This window comes from Labedella gwakjiensis (genome assembly GCF_003014675.1).
Classification (GTDB): Bacteria; Actinomycetota; Actinomycetes; order Actinomycetales; family Microbacteriaceae; genus Labedella; species Labedella gwakjiensis.
This window is the reverse complement of sequence record NZ_PYAU01000001.1, coordinates 2,430,128-2,447,948: the sequence shown is the minus strand read 5'-3', so window position 1 is coordinate 2,447,948 and position 17,821 is coordinate 2,430,128. Positions and strand designations below refer to the sequence as shown.

17 protein-coding genes and 1 tRNA gene are annotated in these 17,821 nt (G+C 68.8%); 6 read left to right on the top strand and 12 right to left on the bottom strand.

All coding sequences use genetic code 11. From position 1 onward, the window contains the following. Positions 1-118 precede the first annotated feature (118 nt). Positions 119-1,159 carry a LacI family DNA-binding transcriptional regulator gene (locus CLV49_RS11555; protein ID WP_106563677.1) on the bottom strand — a complete coding sequence of 347 codons (1,041 nt, stop codon included), beginning with the start codon at positions 1,157-1,159 and terminating at the stop codon, positions 119-121. A gap of 109 nt (positions 1,160-1,268) precedes the next feature. Between CLV49_RS11555 and CLV49_RS11550 the strand changes: the two genes are divergently transcribed. From CLV49_RS11550 to CLV49_RS11530, 5 genes are all read left to right on the top strand, one after another. Further along, positions 1,269-2,183: a carbohydrate ABC transporter permease gene (locus tag CLV49_RS11550; RefSeq protein WP_106563676.1), complete on the top strand. Its 915-nt coding sequence runs from the start codon at positions 1,269-1,271 to the stop codon at positions 2,181-2,183. A 2-nt stretch (positions 2,184-2,185) separates the two neighbouring features. Continuing rightward, positions 2,186-3,121 (top strand): carbohydrate ABC transporter permease, encoded by a 936-nt coding sequence (locus tag CLV49_RS11545; RefSeq protein ID WP_106563675.1) that lies wholly within the window; start codon positions 2,186-2,188, stop codon positions 3,119-3,121. Positions 3,122-3,193: 72 nt separating this feature from the next. Further along, positions 3,194-4,540: an ABC transporter substrate-binding protein gene (locus tag CLV49_RS11540; RefSeq protein WP_106563674.1), complete on the top strand. Its 1,347-nt coding sequence runs from the start codon at positions 3,194-3,196 to the stop codon at positions 4,538-4,540. 83 nt (positions 4,541-4,623) lie between these two features. Beyond that, a complete protein-coding gene (gene arfA, locus CLV49_RS11535) occupies positions 4,624-6,177 on the top strand; it encodes an arabinosylfuranosidase ArfA (RefSeq protein WP_208019789.1) in 1,554 nt (517 codons plus the stop codon). Beyond that, the gene (locus CLV49_RS11530; protein WP_106563673.1) at positions 6,170-7,951 is read left to right on the top strand and encodes a glycoside hydrolase family 35 protein; all 1,782 of its coding nucleotides are present in this window, start codon (positions 6,170-6,172) and stop codon (positions 7,949-7,951) included. The genes arfA and CLV49_RS11530 overlap by 8 nt, the downstream gene beginning before the upstream one ends. A gap of 79 nt (positions 7,952-8,030) precedes the next feature. Here CLV49_RS11530 and CLV49_RS11525 read toward each other — a convergent pair whose 3' ends face one another. The 7 genes from CLV49_RS11525 to topA form a co-directional block, all read right to left on the bottom strand. Continuing rightward, entirely contained in the window at positions 8,031-8,435 is a 405-nt protein-coding gene (locus CLV49_RS11525) for a VOC family protein (RefSeq protein WP_106563672.1), read from the bottom strand. Beyond that, a complete protein-coding gene (locus CLV49_RS11520) occupies positions 8,432-8,914 on the bottom strand; it encodes a helix-turn-helix transcriptional regulator (RefSeq protein WP_424978411.1) in 483 nt (160 codons plus the stop codon). Before CLV49_RS11520 ends, CLV49_RS11525 begins: the two co-directional genes overlap by 4 nt. Positions 8,915-9,083: 169 nt before the next feature. Then, positions 9,084-9,159, bottom strand: a tRNA-Thr gene (locus CLV49_RS11515). 113 nt (positions 9,160-9,272) lie between these two features. After that, positions 9,273-10,829, bottom strand: coding sequence for an alpha/beta hydrolase (locus CLV49_RS11510; protein WP_106563671.1), 1,557 nt, complete (start codon positions 10,827-10,829; stop codon positions 9,273-9,275). Positions 10,830-10,837: 8 nt separating this feature from the next. Beyond that, a complete protein-coding gene (locus tag CLV49_RS11505; protein WP_106563670.1) occupies positions 10,838-12,049 on the bottom strand; it encodes a DNA polymerase III subunit delta' in 1,212 nt (403 codons plus the stop codon). 48 nt (positions 12,050-12,097) lie between these two features. Then, on the bottom strand, positions 12,098-12,739 hold the full coding sequence (gene tmk, locus CLV49_RS11500) for a dTMP kinase (RefSeq protein WP_106563669.1): 642 nt from the start codon (positions 12,737-12,739) through the stop codon (positions 12,098-12,100). Next, positions 12,736-15,552 (bottom strand): type I DNA topoisomerase, encoded by a 2,817-nt coding sequence (topA, locus tag CLV49_RS11495; RefSeq protein WP_106563668.1) that lies wholly within the window; start codon positions 15,550-15,552, stop codon positions 12,736-12,738. The genes tmk and topA overlap by 4 nt, the downstream gene beginning before the upstream one ends. A gap of 114 nt (positions 15,553-15,666) precedes the next feature. On the opposite strand from topA, the gene CLV49_RS11490 reads away from it, so the two are divergent. After that, on the top strand, positions 15,667-15,903 hold the full coding sequence (locus CLV49_RS11490) for a hypothetical protein (protein WP_106565046.1): 237 nt from the start codon (positions 15,667-15,669) through the stop codon (positions 15,901-15,903). Between the two features lie 29 nt (positions 15,904-15,932). Here CLV49_RS11490 and CLV49_RS11485 read toward each other — a convergent pair whose 3' ends face one another. From CLV49_RS11485 to CLV49_RS11470, 4 genes are all read right to left on the bottom strand, one after another. Then, the gene (locus CLV49_RS11485; RefSeq protein WP_279432399.1) at positions 15,933-16,262 is read right to left on the bottom strand and encodes an Rv3654c family TadE-like protein; all 330 of its coding nucleotides are present in this window, start codon (positions 16,260-16,262) and stop codon (positions 15,933-15,935) included. Further along, positions 16,259-16,606, bottom strand: coding sequence for a TadE family type IV pilus minor pilin (locus CLV49_RS11480; protein WP_106563667.1), 348 nt, complete (start codon positions 16,604-16,606; stop codon positions 16,259-16,261). The genes CLV49_RS11485 and CLV49_RS11480 overlap by 4 nt, the downstream gene beginning before the upstream one ends. Next, entirely contained in the window at positions 16,603-16,812 is a 210-nt protein-coding gene (locus tag CLV49_RS11475) for a DUF4244 domain-containing protein (protein WP_106563666.1), read from the bottom strand. Before CLV49_RS11475 ends, CLV49_RS11480 begins: the two co-directional genes overlap by 4 nt. A gap of 90 nt (positions 16,813-16,902) precedes the next feature. Beyond that, positions 16,903-17,811 carry a type II secretion system F family protein gene (locus CLV49_RS11470; protein WP_158261964.1) on the bottom strand — a complete coding sequence of 303 codons (909 nt, stop codon included), beginning with the start codon at positions 17,809-17,811 and terminating at the stop codon, positions 16,903-16,905. Positions 17,812-17,821: the final 10 nt, after the last annotated feature.

Below are 17,821 nucleotides of genomic sequence, written 5' to 3'. Positions count from 1 at the left end.
GTTCCGAACTCTATCCGAGGGGGCGTTCGACGACCCATCTGTCGCACCGATCGTCGAGCGGGGCGTGAGGACCGTCGTGGGGCCTCACGCCCTCACTCCTCCCCCTGTCCTGCGGCGATCAGCGGACGGGAGGCGGGGCCGTGCTCGACCGCACGACGAGCTCCGTCTGCACGAGCGTCACCCTGTCGCGGACGGCGCCGCCATCGATGCGCTCGAGCAGGGAGTCGACGGCGGCCGAGCCCACGGCGGCGAAGTCCTGGTGCACCGACGTGAGCGGCGGCCAGAAGCCCTGCGCCTCGTCGATGTCGTCGAAGCCCACGACGCTCACCTCGCCCGGTACATCGCGCCCGGCCTCGTGGAGGGCGCGGAGGAGACCGAGCGCCATCTGGTCGTTGGCGGCGAACACGGCCGTGACGTCGTCCCTGGCGGCGAGCTCCCGCCCGGCCTCGTAACCCGACATCGTGGTCCACGCACCGTGGATCACCGGCGGGACCCTGCGCCCGTGGCGCTCGAGGGTCTCCTGCCATGCCGCGAGGCGGTGCACGGCGGAGAACGAATCGGCCGGGCCGGCGATGTGCCACACGGTCTCGTGGCCGAGATCGAGGAGGTGCTCGGTCGCGCGCGACGCCCCGTCGAACTGGTCGGTGTCGATCACGGGGTGCTCCGGCCCGCCGTTCGAGTCGACCACGACGACGGGCAGGCCGGGGGGCAGCGTGATGACACCCTCGTCGAGCAGGCGGGCCTCGAACACGATCACGACGCCGTCGACGGCTTGCGCCGTGAGTCGCGAATAGGCGCCCGACACGGCATCGACGGTCGGGGGGATCGAGATGAGCGTCACGGTGTAGTCGGCGGCGGCGGCGCGCGTCGTGATGCCCTCGAGCGTGCGCATGTTGCCGACGGTCGCGAGGGTGAAGGTGATGACGCCGATCGAGTGGAAACGGCCGCTCTTGAGGGCGCGCGCTGCACCGTTCGGGCGGTAGCCGAGCTCCTGCATCGACTCGATGACGCGGGCCCGCGTGTTCTCGTCGACGTTCGTCAGCCCGTTCGACACGCGGGAGACGGTCTGCGTCGAGACGTTCGCGTGTTTCGCCACATCGAGCATCGACGGCGCGCGCCGACTCCGCCGCGGCTTCGCGTTCACTGCATCGTGTCCCATCGAGTTCCCTCCAACACGCGAGAGTGGCGCATGTTTACGTCAACATGCTAGTGTCTCGCTCGACGATGTTGGCGCAAACATCTTGGCCGACCCACAAGGAAGTGACCCGATGGCTCAAACGACCCCTCTCGTGAGCGGACCCCCGCGGCGAACACGCGCGAAACGCGACTGGCGTGGTTGGGGGTTCGTCGGCCCCTTCATGATCGTGTTCCTCGCCGTGCTCGTGGCCCCCGTCGTCTACGCGATCGTCCTGAGCCTCTTCCGCCAGCAGCTCATCGGCGGCACGGTGTTCGCGGGACTGTCGAACTACACGCAGCTCTTCCAGGACCAGAAGTTCTGGGAGTCGCTCGCCCGCGTCACCCTCTTCCTGGTGGTGCAGGTGCCGATCATGCTCGTGCTCTCCCTCTGCGCCGCCCTCGCCATCGACAGCTCGCGACTCCGCGGCGCCGGCATCTTCCGCATCCTGATCTTCCTGCCCTACGCCGTCCCCGGCGTCGTCGCCGCCCTCATCTGGGGCTTCATCTACGGCGACCAGTTCGGCCTCGCCGGCAACATCAACGACTTCTTCGGCACGACGATCCTCGAGCCGTTCGGGAAGGACTGGATCCTCGCCTCTATCGGCAACATCGTCACGTGGGAGTTCCTCGGCTACAACATGCTGATCTTCTACTCGGCCCTCAAGGTCATCCCCGGGGAGCTCTACGAGGCCGCCGAGATCGATGGGGCCGGCGAGGTCCGGATCGTCTTCGGCATCAAGCTGCCTGCCCTCCGAGGCGCGATCGTGATCGCGACGATCTTCTCCATCATCGGCAGCTTCCAGCTCTTCAACGAGCCGAACCTGCTGCAGAAGCTCGCCCCCAATGTGATCTCGAGCTTCTTCACCCCGAACATGTACGCCTACAACCTGTCCTTCGCCGGACAGCAGTTCAACTACTCCGCCACCGTCGCGATCGTGATGGGCGTGATCACGGCGATCATCGCCTACATCGTCCAGGTCCGTGGCTCACGACAGGAACTCCGCTGATCATGACCGCCATCACCCGCCCAGCCCCCACGGCGACCGAGTCCATCACTACGGCCTCGCGCGGCCGTTCCCGGACGCGCCGCTCCCGCGACCCACGCAAGAAGCGCTCGATCCTGCTCACGGTCGTCATGGCGATCTTCGTCATCTACTCGATCGTCCCGCTCGCCTGGCTCGTCATCAACGCGACCAAGGGCCAGGGCGAACTGTTCTCCACGTTCGGCCTCTGGTTCGGCCCGAACTTCTCGCTCTGGGACAACATCGTCGAGACGCTCACCTACCGCGACGGCGTCTTCCTGCAGTGGTTCCGGAACACGCTCATCTACGTGGTCGTGGGAGCGGGTGGGGCGACCTTCCTCGCGACCGCCGCCGGATACGGCATGGCGAAGTACAACTTCCCCGGACGGAAGGTCGTCTTCGCCCTCGTGCTCGGAGCCGTCGCCGTCCCCGGGACCGCACTCGCCGTTCCCACGTTCCTCATGTTCAGCCAGCTCGGCCTCACGAACACGCCGTGGGCCGTGATCCTCCCGTCGCTCATCAGCCCGTTCGGCCTCTACCTCATGTGGACGTTCGCGAACGAGGCCGTTCCCACCGAGCTGCTCGAGGCAGCCCGCATGGATGGGGCCAGCGAGTTCCGCACCTTCTTCACGATCTCGCTGCGGCTTCTCGCCCCCGGCATCGTGACCGTGCTGCTCTTCGCCGTCGTCGCCACGTGGAACAACTACTTCCTGCCCCTCATCATGCTGAGCGAGCCCACGTGGTACCCGCTCACCGTCGGCCTCAGCCAGTGGAGCGCGCAGGCCACGGGTGTCGCTGCGCAGCCCATCTACAACCTCGTCATCACGGGAGCGCTCCTCACGATCGTCCCGATCGTGATCGCGTTCCTGATCCTCCAGCGCTACTGGCAGTCCGGCCTCAGCGCCGGAGCCGTCAAGCAGTAGCCCCGCACGATGACACAGACCACCGGGATTCCCGGCTCCCCCGCACAACGAAGTGATTCGAAAGGAAACAGCATGTCCAGCATCATCAGGAGGCGCTCGACGCGCACCGCTGCCGCGGTCGTCACCGTCGGACTCGCCGCCGGCTTCGCCCTCGCCGGTTGCTCGTCCGACCAGGGTGGCGGCGGCGCGTCGGGCGACGCGTCCGACATCGAGACCGCGCTCGAGGAGGGGGGCACGCTCACGTACTGGAGCTGGACCCCATCCGCCGAGGCGCAGGTCGCGGCGTTCGAGAAGGAATACCCGAACGTCGACGTCAAGCTCGTCAACGCCGGAACCAACACCGAGGAGTACACCAAGCTCCAGAACGCCATCACGGCCGGATCCGGTGCGCCCGACGTCGCGCAGGTCGAGTACTACGCGATCCCCCAGTTCGCCCTCGCCGACGCCCTCGTCGACCTCACGGCCTACGGATTCGCCGACCTCGAGGACGACTACAGCCCCGGTCCCTGGAGCTCGGTCAACGTCAACGGCGGCCTCTACGGCCTCCCGCAGGACTCCGGCCCCATGGCCATGTTCTACAACAAGACCGTGTTCGACGCGAACGGCCTCACCGTCCCCACCACGTGGGACGAGTACATCGCCGCGGCGAAGACGCTGCACGAGAAGAGCCCCGACTCGTACATCACGTCCGACACGGGTGACTCCGGCTTCACCACCAGCATGATCTGGCAGGCCGGCGGCACGCCCTTCTCGGCCGACGGCACGAACGTGTCGATCGACCTCCAGGACGAGGGTTCGAAGAAGTGGGCCGACACCTGGAACGAGCTCAACGAGGGCGGCCTCCTCTCGCAGACCCCCGGGTGGAGCGACGAGTGGTACAAGGGCCTCGGAGACGGCACCATCGCGACGCTCCTGACCGGCGCCTGGATGCCCGGCGTGCTCGAGTCCTCGGTGGCCGACGCCTCCGGTGACTGGCGCGTCGCGCCCATGCCGACCTACGACGGCACCCCGGTGACCGCCGAGAACGGCGGCGGCGGCCAGGTCGTGCTCAAGCAGAGCAAGAACCAGGCTCTCGCGGCCGGCTTCCTCAAGTGGCTCAACAACGACGAGGACAGCATCTCCGTCTTCCTCGAGTCCGGCGGATTCCCGTCGACCACGGCCGACCTCGAGTCGGACGACTTCCTCGCAGCGGCCCCCGAATACTTCGGCGGTCAGAAGATCAACGAGGTCCTCGTCGACGCGTCGAAGAACGTGCCGTCCGGATGGCAGTACCTGCCCTACCAGGTCTACGCCAACAGCATCTACGGCGACACCGTCGGCCAGGCCTACGTGAACGGCTCCGACATCAACGCCGGTCTCGAGGAGTGGCAGAAGCAGCTCGTCGAGTACGGCAACCAGCAGGGCTTCACGGTGGAGTAGTCCCCACCTGGAATCCCCGGTGCGGCGGCGGGCGCTCAGTCCGCCGCCGCACTTTTCACGCCACCTCTCGAGGAGACCTCCCAGTGACCCCCAGCACGATCACCATCGACCCGACCGACGTGGTCGGCCCCGTCCCCCGTCGCCTCTTCGGCACGTTCGTCGAGCACATGGGTCGCAGCGTCTACGACGGCATCTACGAACCGGGTCACCCGGCGGCCGGTGCCGACGGGTTCCGTTCCGATGTCGCCGACCTCGTTCGCGAGCTCGGCGCGACGACGGCCCGCTACCCCGGCGGCAACTTCGTCTCGGGCTACCGGTGGGAGGACGGTGTGGGCCCCGTCGACGAGCGCCCCGTGCGTCTCGACGCCGCGTGGCACAGCCTCGAGACCAACCGCGTCGGCCTCCACGAGTTCGCCGACTGGGCGGAGTCCGTCGACCTCGAGCTCGTCTACGCCGTCAACCTCGGCACGCGCGGCGTCGCCGAGGCGGCCGACGTACTCGAGTACATCAACCACCCGAAGGGCACGGCCCTCTCGGAGCGCCGGCGGGCCAACGGGGCCGACGCCCCCTTCGGCGTCTCCGTGTGGTGCCTCGGCAACGAGATGGACGGTCCCTGGCAGATCGGACACAAGACGGCCGACGAGTACGGCCGGCTCGCCGCAGAGGCTGCACGCGTCATGCGGTTCATCGACCCGGACGTCGAGCTCGTCGCGGCCGGAAGCTCGAGCGCCGACATGCCGACCTTCGGAGAGTGGGAGCGCACCGTGCTCCGCCACACCGCCGGACTCATCGACCACATCTCCCTCCACGCCTACTACGAAGAGCTCGACGGCGACGTCGACAGCTTCCTGGCCTCCGCCGTCGGCCTCGACCGCTTCATCGAGCAGGTCGTCGGAATCGTCGAAGAGGTGCGCGCCGAGCAGGGCATCGAACGCCCCATCGGCATCAGCGTCGACGAGTGGAACGTCTGGTACCTCTCGCGCTGGAACGACGTCGACAAGGACGTGGTCATGACGGGCGACTGGCCCGAAGCACCCCGCCTCATCGAGGACGAGTACTCCGTGACCGACGCCGTCGTCGTCGGCTCGCTGCTCTCCTCCCTCCTGCGTCACGTCGACCACGTGACGATGGCGAACCTCGCACAGCTCGTCAACGTGATCGCCCCCATCCGGACGGAGCCAGGCGGCCCCGCGTGGCGGCAGACCACCTTCTTCCCGTTCCAGCGCACGGCGGCCCTCGCCTCTGGAACGGTCGTCCGCGCGACGGTCGACGCCCCGGAGGTCGCGACCTCGCGGTACGGCGCCGTCCCCGTGCTCGACACGGCTGTGACGATGAGCGACGACGGGACCTTCGCCGTCTTCGTCACCAATCGCTCGACCGACGCATCCTCTCCTGTGGAGCTCCTCGTACGCGGATCGCACCTCGAGCTCGCGAGCGCCGAGACGCTGCACACCCCGGCCGGTGCGGATCGGCACACCCGGAACACCCAGGACGACCAGCCCGTGGGCATGGCACCACTCGGCGGCGTGCGCGTCGTCCACGAGGGCGCCGACTCGCGCGTCAGTGTCGAGCTGCCGGCGCTCTCCTGGTCGGCCATCTCGCTCCGCCCGACCGCCCAGGAGGCACCCCGTGGCTGACTTCCGCATCGGTGACGCCGACTTCCTGCTCGACGGCGAACCGCACCGCATCCTCTCGGGAGCCCTGCACTACTTCCGCGTGCACCCGGACGAGTGGCGCGACCGCATCCGAGCCGCGCGACTCCTGGGGCTCAACACGATCGAGACGTACGTGCCATGGAACCTGCACGCGCGCACTCCCGACACGTTCGATCTGGACGGGCGACTCGACCTCGGCCGCTTCCTCGACGACGTCGCCGCCGAGGGCATGCACGCGATCGTCCGACCCGGTCCGTACATCTGCGCGGAGTGGGACGGCGGCGGGCTGCCCGCGTGGCTCTTCATCGACGGCGAGACGGGCGTGCGGCGCAACGAGCCGCGGTTCCTCGCCGCGATCGCGACCTTCTTCGATCACCTCGCGCCCGTTCTCGTCCCGCGGCAGATCGACAGGAGCGGACCGATCGTCCTCGTGCAGATCGAGAACGAGTACGGCGCCTACGGCGACGACGCCGACTACCTGCGGGCCCTCATCGAGATGAACCGCGGGATCGGACTGACCGTCCCGTTCATCACGGTCGACCAGCCCACCGACGAGATGCTGTCCCGCGGCAGCCTCCCCGAGCTCCACCGCACGGGATCGTTCGGGTCGCGCGCCACCGAGCGCCTCGCGACGCTCCGCCGGCACCAGCCGACGGGTCCACTCATGTCGTCCGAGTTCTGGATCGGCTGGTTCGACCACTGGGGAGCGCACCACCACACGACACCGGTCGACGAGGCGGCAGGCGAACTCGACACGCTCCTCGCCGCCGGGGCCTCCGTCAACATCTACATGTTCCACGGCGGCACCAACTTCGGTTTCACGAACGGCGCGAACGACAAGGGCGTCTACCAGCCCACGGTCACGAGCTACGACTACGACGCCCTCCTCGACGAGAGCGGCGCCCCGACGGCGAAGTACTGGGCGTTCCGCGAGGTCCTCTCCCGCTACACGGAGGTGCCGACGGAGACCCCCGCCGGGCCGGCGATCGGGGTCGTGGACAGGGCGGGAATCGATCGCGTCGTGCCGCTCTCCGCCGTCGTGGACCGCGTCGACGGCTGGACGCATCACGACGACGCCCCGACGATGGATGAGATCGGGCACTACTCCGGGTACGTTCTCTACCGCCTCGACATCGATACCAGCGGCCCCGTCGTCCTCGCATGCGAGGAGGTGCGCGACCGCGCCCAGGTCTTCGTCGACGGCTCACCCGTCGGCGTCCTGTCCCGCGACGCGCACGAGAACGCGATCGTGCTCCCCGGGGCGGGCTCCCGCCGAGTCGAGGTCCTCGTCGAGGACCAGGGGCGCGTGAACTACGGCGTCCGCATCGGCGAGCCGAAGGGCCTCATCGGCCCTGTGACCGTCGGCGGTGAGAGCGTCGGCCCGTGGTCCGTGCTGCCGCTCGCGCTCGACGATCCCGCGCGCGACCTCGGTCTCGTGGAGGATCCGGACGTCGCGGGGACGAACACGACCCGCGCCGCGGAGCCCGCCGTCGGACCGGCGTTCCACGTGGGCACGGTCGAGGTCTCCGCCGTGGGTGATCTCCACCTCGATTCGAGCGGCTGGGGCAAGGGCGCGGCGTGGGTGAACGGATTCCCGCTCGGCCGCTACTGGTCGCGCGGACCACAGCACACGCTGCGCGTTCCCGCTCCCGTCCTGCGTGTCGGCACCAACGAGATCGTCATCTTCGAGACCGGCACCACGACGGGCGTCCTTGCGTTCCGCCCCACCGCCGACCTCGGCCACACCGAGTTCTGACCCCCCCACCCCATTAAGATTGCGATACAGCACGAGTTTTCGGGCCGTATCGCAATCTTTTTGGTGCGGGTGTCGGCGGTCAGGCGGCCTGGTTGATACGGATGGTGTTGCCCGAGGGGTCACGGAACGCGCAGTCGCGGGGACCCCACGGCTGATCGATCGGTTCCTGGAGCACGTCGGCTCCCGCAGCACGGGCGCGTTCGAAGGCCGCGTCGACGTCGTCGGTCTGGAACACGAAGAAGCCGAGCACACCCTTCACGAGGAGTTCCTGGACGGCGTCACCGTCCGCCTGTGAACGACCGGCGTGCGGGGCCGAGAGCACGAGCTCCGCTGCGGCCGGGTCGGAGCCCGCGCCGAGGGTGACCCAGCGGAACTCACCCGACGAGACGTCGTTCCGCACCTCGAAGCCGAGGGCGTCCCGGTAGAAGACGATCGACTCGTCGACGTCGTTGACGGTGATGGCGCAGTATCTGAGGGAGATCATGCGTTCACGGTACGGCGAGGCGACGCGGCGGTGCTTCTCCGATCCTGCCCGATGAGCGTAGGGTCGGCGACCGACGGAGTGCGGCGGGGGCGGGTCACGGCGTGCGCGAGCCGGGACGGCATCGCGGACACGGCGCCGTGCTCGCGACGCGCATAGCTGCTCGGCGACTCCCCCGTGAGTTCGGAGAACCGGGAGCTGAAGGAGCCGAGCGATGTGCACCCGACGGCGGTGCACGCATCGGTCACGCTCATACCCGCACGCAGGAGACGCATGGCCCGCTCCACGCGTCTGGTCATGAGGTACTCGTAGGGAGTCTCACCGTAAGCCGCCTTGAACTGGCGGGAGAAATGCGCCGGTGACATGTACGCGTGCGCTGCCATCGTGGGGACGTCGAGCGGCTGCGCGAATTCGCGATCGATGCGGTCGCGCGCCCGTCGCAACTGCGTGAGCAGGGCGATGCGGTCGGGCGTCATGCCCATACCGTACGCGTCGAACGGGGAACCCGGAACCCTCGCCCCACCAAAGAAGCGGGGCGGAAAGCCCGGCAGACCACAGACGTCATCACCGGACGGGCCATTGGCCCTGAAAGACCCGGCGAGCCGTCGATCCTGAAAGACCCCGGCGGGCAGTTGATTCTGAAAGACCCTGTGGAGCCACCTGTCAGAATCGAACTGACGACCTATTCATTACGAGTGAATCGCTCTACCAACTGAGCTAAGGCGGCGTTGCACGATGCATGTCCCCGTTGCCGGGCGCTGCATCGCACAGTGAACAATCGTAGCGTGTCGGAGCCTGATCGTGAAAACGAGCGGCGGCCCTGTGTGGCGGGCGTTGCGCTCAGGAGCAGTCGAGCCCGTCCTCCGGGACGGTGCCGTCCACGAGGTACGACTCGACCGCGGCGTTCACGCAGTCGGAGCCCTTGTTGTAGGCCGTGTGACCCTCACCCTCGTAGGTGACGAGGACCCCGCTGTCGAGCTGATCGGCGAGCGCCTCGGCCCACGCGTACGGCGTGGCCGGGTCGTTCGTCGTTCCGATGACGACGATGGGGTCGGCCCCCTCCGCGTGGATCTCGGCGCGCTCCGCCTGCTCCGGATACGGCCACGTAGAGCATCCGATGTCGCCGTAGCCCATGTAGGGCCCGATCACGGGGGCCGCCTCGGCGAGTTCCTGCGCCTTCTGCCTCATCGAGTCGACGTCCGCGTCGAAGGTGTAGTCGCGGCAGTTGTACGCCGTGAACGCCTCCGTCTGGTTGTTGATGTAGTTGCCCTGCTCGTCGCGCCCGTTGTACTGGTCGGCGAAGAAGAACGCGTAGGTCGGGTCGCCCGACATGGTCTGGTCGAACATCTGGGACAGGTACGGCCAGCTGTCCGCCGAGTAGAGCGGGTAGATGATGGCGGTGAGGAGCGTGGACGAGCCGAGTTGGCGGCCGTCGGATGCCGGCAGGGGCGACGCCTGCACCGAGGCGAGGAGGTCGGCGATGTCCTGCTTCGCCGAGTCGACCGTGCCGTCGAACGGGCAGTCACTCGAGCCGAGGCAGTCCTCGAGGTACGCCGACAGCGCGCTCTCGAAGCCCATCGACTGGGCCTCGTTGACGTCCGAGATGGAGGCCGACGGGTCGATGGCGCCGTCGAGGACGAGTCGACCGACGGTGTCGGGGTAGAGCTCCGCGTACGTCGCGCCGAGGAACGTCCCGTAGGAGTATCCGAGATAGTTGAGCTTCTCGTCGCCGAGCACCGCACGGAGGAGGTCGAGGTCGCGAGCTGCGCTCACGGTGGTGACGAATTCGAGCGACTCCCCGGTGTTGTCCGCACAGGCCTGGTTGAAGGCAGCGGAGCTCTCTCCCACCTCCGCGATCCAGGCATCGCTGCCCGTCTCGTTCTGCGGAAGGTCGTAGAGGTAGGAATCCATGTCGGCGGAGTCGAGGCACGAGACGGGGGCCGAACGGCCGACGCCCCGCGGGTCGAATCCGACGATGTCGAAGTTCTGCTGAAGGGCGTCGCCCGCGGCGAAGTCGACGCTGTCCGCGACGAGGTCATAACCCGAGCCGCCCGGGCCTCCAGGGTTCATCAGGAGCGAACCGACGGCGTTGCCGTTCAGGGCGCGCTGGCGGACGATGGCGAGCTCGATCTCCCCGTCTGACGGGTTCTCCCAGTCCATGGGGGCCGTGACGGTGGCGCAGTCGAAGCCGTCCCCCGCGCATGCCTCCCAGCTGAGCTGCTGCTCGTAGAAGGGACGCAGCTCGGCGTCGAGGTCGTCGGCGACGGGAGCCGGAGTGGAGGTCTGCGACGCGGCTTCCTTCGGGAAGAACGCGGTCACACACCCGGAGAGCGTCATCGTCAGGGCCGCGGCGAGCGCCCCGACGGCGATCAGCGAGCGGCGGCGTGTGCGTTGCATGTCGTTCCTCACCGGACGGCCGAGACGAGCATCGCCTCGAGGGCGAGGGCCGGCGCGACGTTCCCTTCGATACGTTTCCTGGCCACGGCGATCTCGTCCATGGTCTCGAGCGTTCGGGCCGGAGTGGTCGCGGCGGCTGCGCGAGCGATCTCGTCCCCGAACTCGCGATTGATGACGGCCGCGGGTCGTCCCAATTGAACCATGACGATGTCTCGGAACACCGAGAGGAGGTCGATGAGGATGCGGTCGATGCCGTCGCGAAGGGACCTCGTGGCGCGACGCTTCTGATCGTCCTCGAGCGCCTTCAACTGGGAGCGGAGGGCTGGAGGCACCGCTTGCCCGGGCTCCACACCGAGGGAGCGGAGTGCACTCTCGCGCTCCTCGGCGTCGCGCGACGCCGTGTACGCCTTCGCGTCATCCGTCGCCACCTCGATCATGCGGGCGGCGGCCAGAACCGCTCCCCCCACGGAGCGGATGCCGAGGGCCGTGCGTACCGTGTCGTCGCGACGCCGGCGCGCATCGGGATCGGTGGCGAGGCGGTGGGCCATGCCGATGTGACTCTGGGCGAGCCGTGCCGCCTGCTCCGCCGTTGCGTCGTCCACGCCATCGCGGCGGGCGATGAGGTCGGCCACTTCGGCGACGTCGGGGATGCGCAACCGGACCGTGCGAACCCGCGAGCGGATAGTGGGGAGCATGTCGGCGTCGCTCGGTGCGCAGAGGATCCACACGGTGCGCACGGGCGGTTCCTCGAGAGCCTTCAGCAGCACGTTCGACGTGCGCTCCGTCATGCGGTCGGCATCCTCGACGACCATGACCCGATAGCGCCCGACGGATGGGGAGTAGTAGGAGCTCGTCGCGAATCGGCGGACGTCCTCGATCTTGAATGACACGTTCTCCGTCGCGAGCACGCCGAGGTCAGGGTGCGTGCGGGCGTTCACCTGCCGGATCGTCTGCTCGTCGCCGAGGCCGTCCGGGCTCATGAGCGCCGCAGCGAACGCGTACGCGAGGTTGGAACGCCCGGATCCCGGTGGACCGGTGATGAGCCACGCATGCGTCATGGAACTGGCGTTGGCGGAGGCGGTGGGCGCGTCGTCAACGGTTGGATCGAGCACGGGCGGCTGGGCGTCGTCGACGACGGCCGAGCTCGGGGAGATCGACGAGGCGCGGGCGAGCTCTGCGACAGCGTCGCGCTGGCCCGTGATCTCCGTCCACACCGTCACGGCTCAAGCGTAGCCCGGACGTCCGACACCGGACGACGGGGGGGGGGGTCAGTCGCGGAGGGCTGCTGCGACGCGGTCGCGGATCGCAGCGGAGATCTCCTCGACGGGCGAGGAGGCGTCGACGACGAGGAACCGCTCGGGCTCAGCGCTGGCGAGCTCGAGGAACGCCGCGCGGACCCGCGCGTGGAAGTCGGCCTTCTCGGCCTCGAGCCGGTCGTACCGGGTGCGTGACCGGTCGAGTCGAGCGCGAGCGGCCGTCTCGTCGAGGTCGAGGAGGATCGTCACATCGGGCAGCGCGTCGCGGGTCGCCCAGAGCGACAGCGACCGCACCTCCTCCGCGTCGAGCACACGACCGGCCCCCTGGTAGGCGACGGACGAGTCGAGATAGCGGTCCTGGACTACGACCTCACCTCGCTCGAGCGCCGGCCGGACGACGGTGGCCACGTGGTGGGCCCGATCGGCGGCGTAGAGCAGCGCCTCCGCTCGCGGATCGATGTCGCCGCGGTGGTGCAGCACGATCTCGCGGATGGCGACGCCGACGTCGGAACCGCCCGGCTCGCGCGTGCGGAGGACGGTGCGACCTCGACCGACGAGCCACTCCTCGAGGAGGGCGGCCTGGGTGGATTTACCCGAGCCGTCGCCTCCCTCGAGGGTGATCCAGAGACCCTCGCCCGAGACCTCCGTCGTCACTTCTTCTTCGCCGGGGCCTTGCGGGCTGCCGGCTTCTTGGCGGGAGCCTTGCGAGCAGGCTTCTTGGCCGGCCCCTTCGCCCGCTTGTCGGCGAGCATCTGGACGGCCTGCTCGAACGTGATGTCCTCGGGCTTCTCTGACTTCGGCACCGTCACGTTGGTCTCGCCGTCGGTGACGTACGGACCGAAGCGACCGTCGCGGATACGGATCGGCTTGCCGCTCACGGGGTCGGCCTCGAACTCCTTCAGGGCCGAGCTCGCGCGACGGGCTCCGTACTTCGGCTGAGCGAAGATCTCGAGCGCCGCGGGCAGCTCGATGTCGAAGATCAGGTCCTCTGAGTCGAGCGAGCGGGAGTCGGTGCCCTTCTTGAGGTAGGGGCCGTAGCGACCGTTCTGCGCCGTGATCTCGGCACCCGACTCCGGGTCCGTGCCCACGACGCGCGGCAGCGAGAGCAGCTTGAGCGCGGTCTCGATGTCGATCTCCTCCGGCGACATCGAGCTGAACAACGACGCCGTACGCGGCTTAGGTGCCGCGGACTTCGCCGGGGCCTTCGCCTTGCCCTTCGCAGGGGCTTTCGCCTTCGTCGCGGTCTTCGAGGCGGCCGGGGCCGGCTCGATGATCTCGCCCGTCTTCGCGTCGGCGAGCGGCGCCTCGTCGGGCTCCGATGCGACCTCGGGTTCGACCTCGGTCACGTAGGGGCCGAATCGTCCCGTCTTGACGACGATCTCCTTGCCGTTCTCGGGGTCGACGCCGACGACGCGGTCGCCCACGACGGGTGCGTCGACGAGCTCGCGCGCCTTCTCGGCGGTGAGCTCGTCGGGCGCGAGGTCCTCCGGAACGTTCACGCGACGAGGCGGCACGACGCCGGTCTCCGCGTCGGGTGTGCCGTCGGGGTCAGCGACCTCGAGGTACGGGCCGTACCGGCCGATGCGCAGGGTGATGTCGTCCGTGAGGTGCACGGAGTTGATCTCGCGAGCATCGATCTCGCCGAGGTTGTCGATCACCTGGCGGAGTCCGCGGTGCGCGTCCTTCCCGAAGTAGAAGGACGTGAGCCAGTCGAGCCGGTCGCGGCGACCGGCCGCGATCTCGTCGAGGTCCTCCTCCATCGACGCCGTGAAGTCGTACTCGACGAGCTCGGAGAAGTGGTCCTCGAGCAGCCGTACCACGCTGAAGGCGATCCAGTTCGGAACGAGTGCCTGGCCGCGCTGACTCACGTATCCGCGATCCATGATCGTCGAGAGGATGGCGGCGTACGTCGAGGGACGACCGATGCCGAGCTCCTCGAGGGCCTTGACCAGGCTCGCCTCCGTGTAGCGCGGCGGCGGGGAGGTCTCGTGGCCCTTCGCATCGACCTCGGTGAGGGTGAGCGACTGACCCTCCGTGAGCTCGGGGAGCTTCGCCTCGCGCTTCGACGGGTCGGCGACGCGCTCCTCGTCCTTGCCCTCCTCGTAGGCGGCGAGGAAGCCGCGGAACGTGATGACGGTTCCGGCGGCCGTGAACTCCGCGAGCGAGGCCACGCTGCGTGCGGCCTCGGGCACGGGGGCCTCGATCGTGACGGTGGCCGTCTGGCCCTTGGCATCGGCCATCTGGCTCGCGACGGTGCGCTTCCAGATGAGGTCGTAAAGCCGGAAGTCGTTCCCGCGCAGCGCACTGGAGAGCGAGGACGGCGAACGGAAGTTCTCACCCGAGGGACGGATGGCCTCGTGCGCCTCCTGGGCGCCCTTCGACTTACCCGTGTAGACGCGGGGCTTGTCCGGGATGGAGTCGGCGCCGTAGAGCTCGACGGCCTGCGCGCGAGCCGCGTTGATCGCCTGCCCGGAGAGCGAGGGCGAGTCGGTACGCATGTAGGTGATGTACCCGTTCTCGTACAGCGACTGCGCCACACTCATCGTCTGCTTCGCGGAGAAGCGCAGCTTGCGCGCGGCCTCCTGCTGGAGCGTCGACGTCGTGAAGGGTGCAGCCGGTCGACGCGAGTACGGCTTGGTCTCGAGCTTCGACACGTGCACGCCCGAGCTGTCGGCCGCGAGGGCGCTCGCAAGGAGGCTGGCGGACTGCTCGTCGAGCGTCGTCACCTTCGCGGTGAGCGTTCCCTTGTCGTCGAAATCGCGTCCCGTTGCGACGCGCGTGCCGTCGAGCCTGACGAGGCGCGCCTCGAAGGCGTCGGTCTCGCTGCCCGGAGTAGCTGTGGTGGTGATGTCCCAGTAGGAGGCGGCGACGAAGGCCAGGCGCTCGCGCTCGCGATCCACGACGAGGCGGGTCGCGGCGGACTGGACGCGGCCGGCGGACAGACTCGGGCCGACCTTGCGCCAGAGGACGGGCGAGACCTCGTAGCCGTAGATGCGGTCGAGGATGCGCCGGGTCTCCTGGGCGTCGACGAGGGACTCGTCGAGCTGGCGCGTGTTGTCCTTGGCTGCGAGGATCGCGTCCTTCGTGATCTCGTGGAACACCATGCGGTGAACGGGCACCTTCGGCTTCAGCACCTGCAGGAGGTGCCAGGCGATCGCCTCGCCCTCCCGGTCCTCATCAGTTGCGAGGAAGAGTTCGTCGGCGTCCTTCAGAGCCCGCTTGAGTTCGGCGACCGTCTTCTTCTTGGCCTCCGAGACCACGTAGTAGGGCTCGAAGCCGTTGTCGACGTCCACGGCGAACTTGCCGAGCGGACCCTTCTTGAGCTCGGCCGGGAGGTTCTTCGGCTCGGCGAGGTCCCGGATGTGTCCGACGCTCGAGAGCACCTCGTAGTCGTCGCCGAGGTACCCCGCGATCGACTTCATCTTCGTCGGGGACTCGACGATCACGAGCTTCTTGGTGGTGGCCACAGGGGTCCTTTCTTCAGGCACACCATACACACACAGTCGGAGCGGGTGCCTAATCGCTCCGGGCGCACAGTCGAGACCCTTGTAGTCCTCGGCGCGCCGAGGACAATGGTTCGCATGAGTACATCAGTCGACACCCACTACACGGCGAAGCTCGCGGATGGACCTCTCGAGGGGAAGACGATCTCGATCGACTTCCTCGACTCAGGTGAACCGAAACCGAGCATCGGAATTCCCGCTGGCGGGAACAAGACCTATATATATGCACGCACTTCCGACATGGAGTTCGATCGGGAGGGCTCGGATCGCCCGAGCGCGGTCGCATACCGCTACAGAGAGGCGTCGTTCGGCTGATCGGGCGCTGCCCGATCCGATTTGCCGCGTCACCCGTCCGCCGGTCCGGCACGAGCACGCGACGACACGTGAAAGCCCATCACGGCGGTGTCGACGACGACGTCGACGATCGCTCCGTCTGTGTCGCACTCCGCGAGTCGCGCCCCGTTGAGCGATGCCGCGCGCCGCGCCACGGCGCACGGCTCGTCCGCGACGAAGCCGGCCAGCGCATCGGCGGCCGCGAGGGCCGCGGCGTCGGCCGCCGCATCGAGCGCGACGCGTGTCGCGACGGCGTACCCGACGGCACCGGTGGCGGCGACCAGCAGGCCCGACACTCCGACGAGGCCGACTGCGAGCACGGAGGCCGATCCGCGGCTCACTCCGCGACCTCGCCGGAGAGCGCGCACGAGCTGCCGCTCACGCGAATGCCCACCGTGCGCGCGGCTGCGAAGGCGACCTCCGATGTGACGGTCGCGCACACGAAGTCGCCGTCCCGCCGGATGCTGACGCTGCCACCGCCCGCTCGCGAGACCGCGCCCTCGGCGGATCCGCCGGCCTCGCCACGAGCGACGGCACGCGCCGCAGCCGCTGCCGCCGATTGGACGGCGATCCGCTGCACCGCGACCGAGGCGCTCCCCACGCAGAGGACGAGCACGAGCAGCACGGCCGGCAGCACCACGGCGAACTCAGCCGTGATGCTGCCGCGTTCGTTGTGCATCGTCATCCGTCGAACGAGAGCGCGCGACGGACGAGGTCGGTGAGGATGCCCCGCACCTCCCCCGATCGCATGATCGCGACCAGAACGCCGGCGAAGGCGACAGCGGCCATGGTGGTGATCGCGTACTCGGCCGTGGCCGCGCCGTCCTCGTCCGCGAGGCGTCGAAGGCCGCGTCTCACGTGGTCGAGGGGCTGGATGGTGGGAATGGTCATGTCGGTCCTTCCGTCGGGATCGGGTGGACGGCCAGTCAAGCCGTCCACGATCGACGACGATTCGTGAGACGGCGGATCGGGGGACAACCCTCACCACGACAGGCCGGTGGACGACAGGAGGCTCAGCACCATCGGCACCACGCCGAGCACGAGGAACGACGGCAGCACGCACACCCCGAGCGGCACGAGCAGCAGCGAGCCGAGGCGGGCGGCCCGCGCCGCGCCGTCGGTCGCCGCCCTGAGTCGTTCGGACTCCGCCTCGCTGCGCAGGAGCTCGGCGGCGGGGACCCCCGCGCGACGGGAGAGCGTGAGGATCCGCTCGATGGACCCTGCTCCCCCTCCCGCCTCTTCAGAGAGGCCCACGCGGACCAGCGTGCGCTCGACGAGATCGACTGCCCGTGCGGCCGATGTGCCGCCGGACATCGCGATCGCCACGAGCTCGGCACGCAGACCGGGCGTCGAGTCGGCGCGGCGGGCCCGTGCTGTGAGGTGGCGCACCCAGAAGACGGCCAGGGCGGCGAGCGTTACGCCGACGACGAGACAGACCATCCCGGCCACCGTCCCGAAGAGGACACCGAGCACGTCGAACCCGAGCGCGATCCCGAGTCCGACGGCGACCACTGGCAGGGCGAACACGATGCGGGAGCTCACAACCGGACCGGCCAGAGCGACCTCGACATCCCGGCGCGATCGCTCGATCCCGCGCAGAACCCCGGCGAAGGCGCGGAACGCCGGCGCAACGGGTGAGCCGGCCTCCGTCGAGACGGCCCAGGCCGCGGCGACGCCGCGCCAGGCGTCGTCCTGGTCGCTCGTCGACGCCCCTGCGAGGATCGCCGCCACCACGTCGTCTCCGCGACGAGCGGCCCGGTCGATGTCCCGAAGCCGGTCGGGGATCGACGATCGTTCACCAACTGAGCGCCCGTCGGTCTCGTCGAGATAGCCCCACACGGTGCTCGGTGACACGCCCGCCGCGAGGAGCACCGCGAGACGTTCGCTCACGACCGCGGCC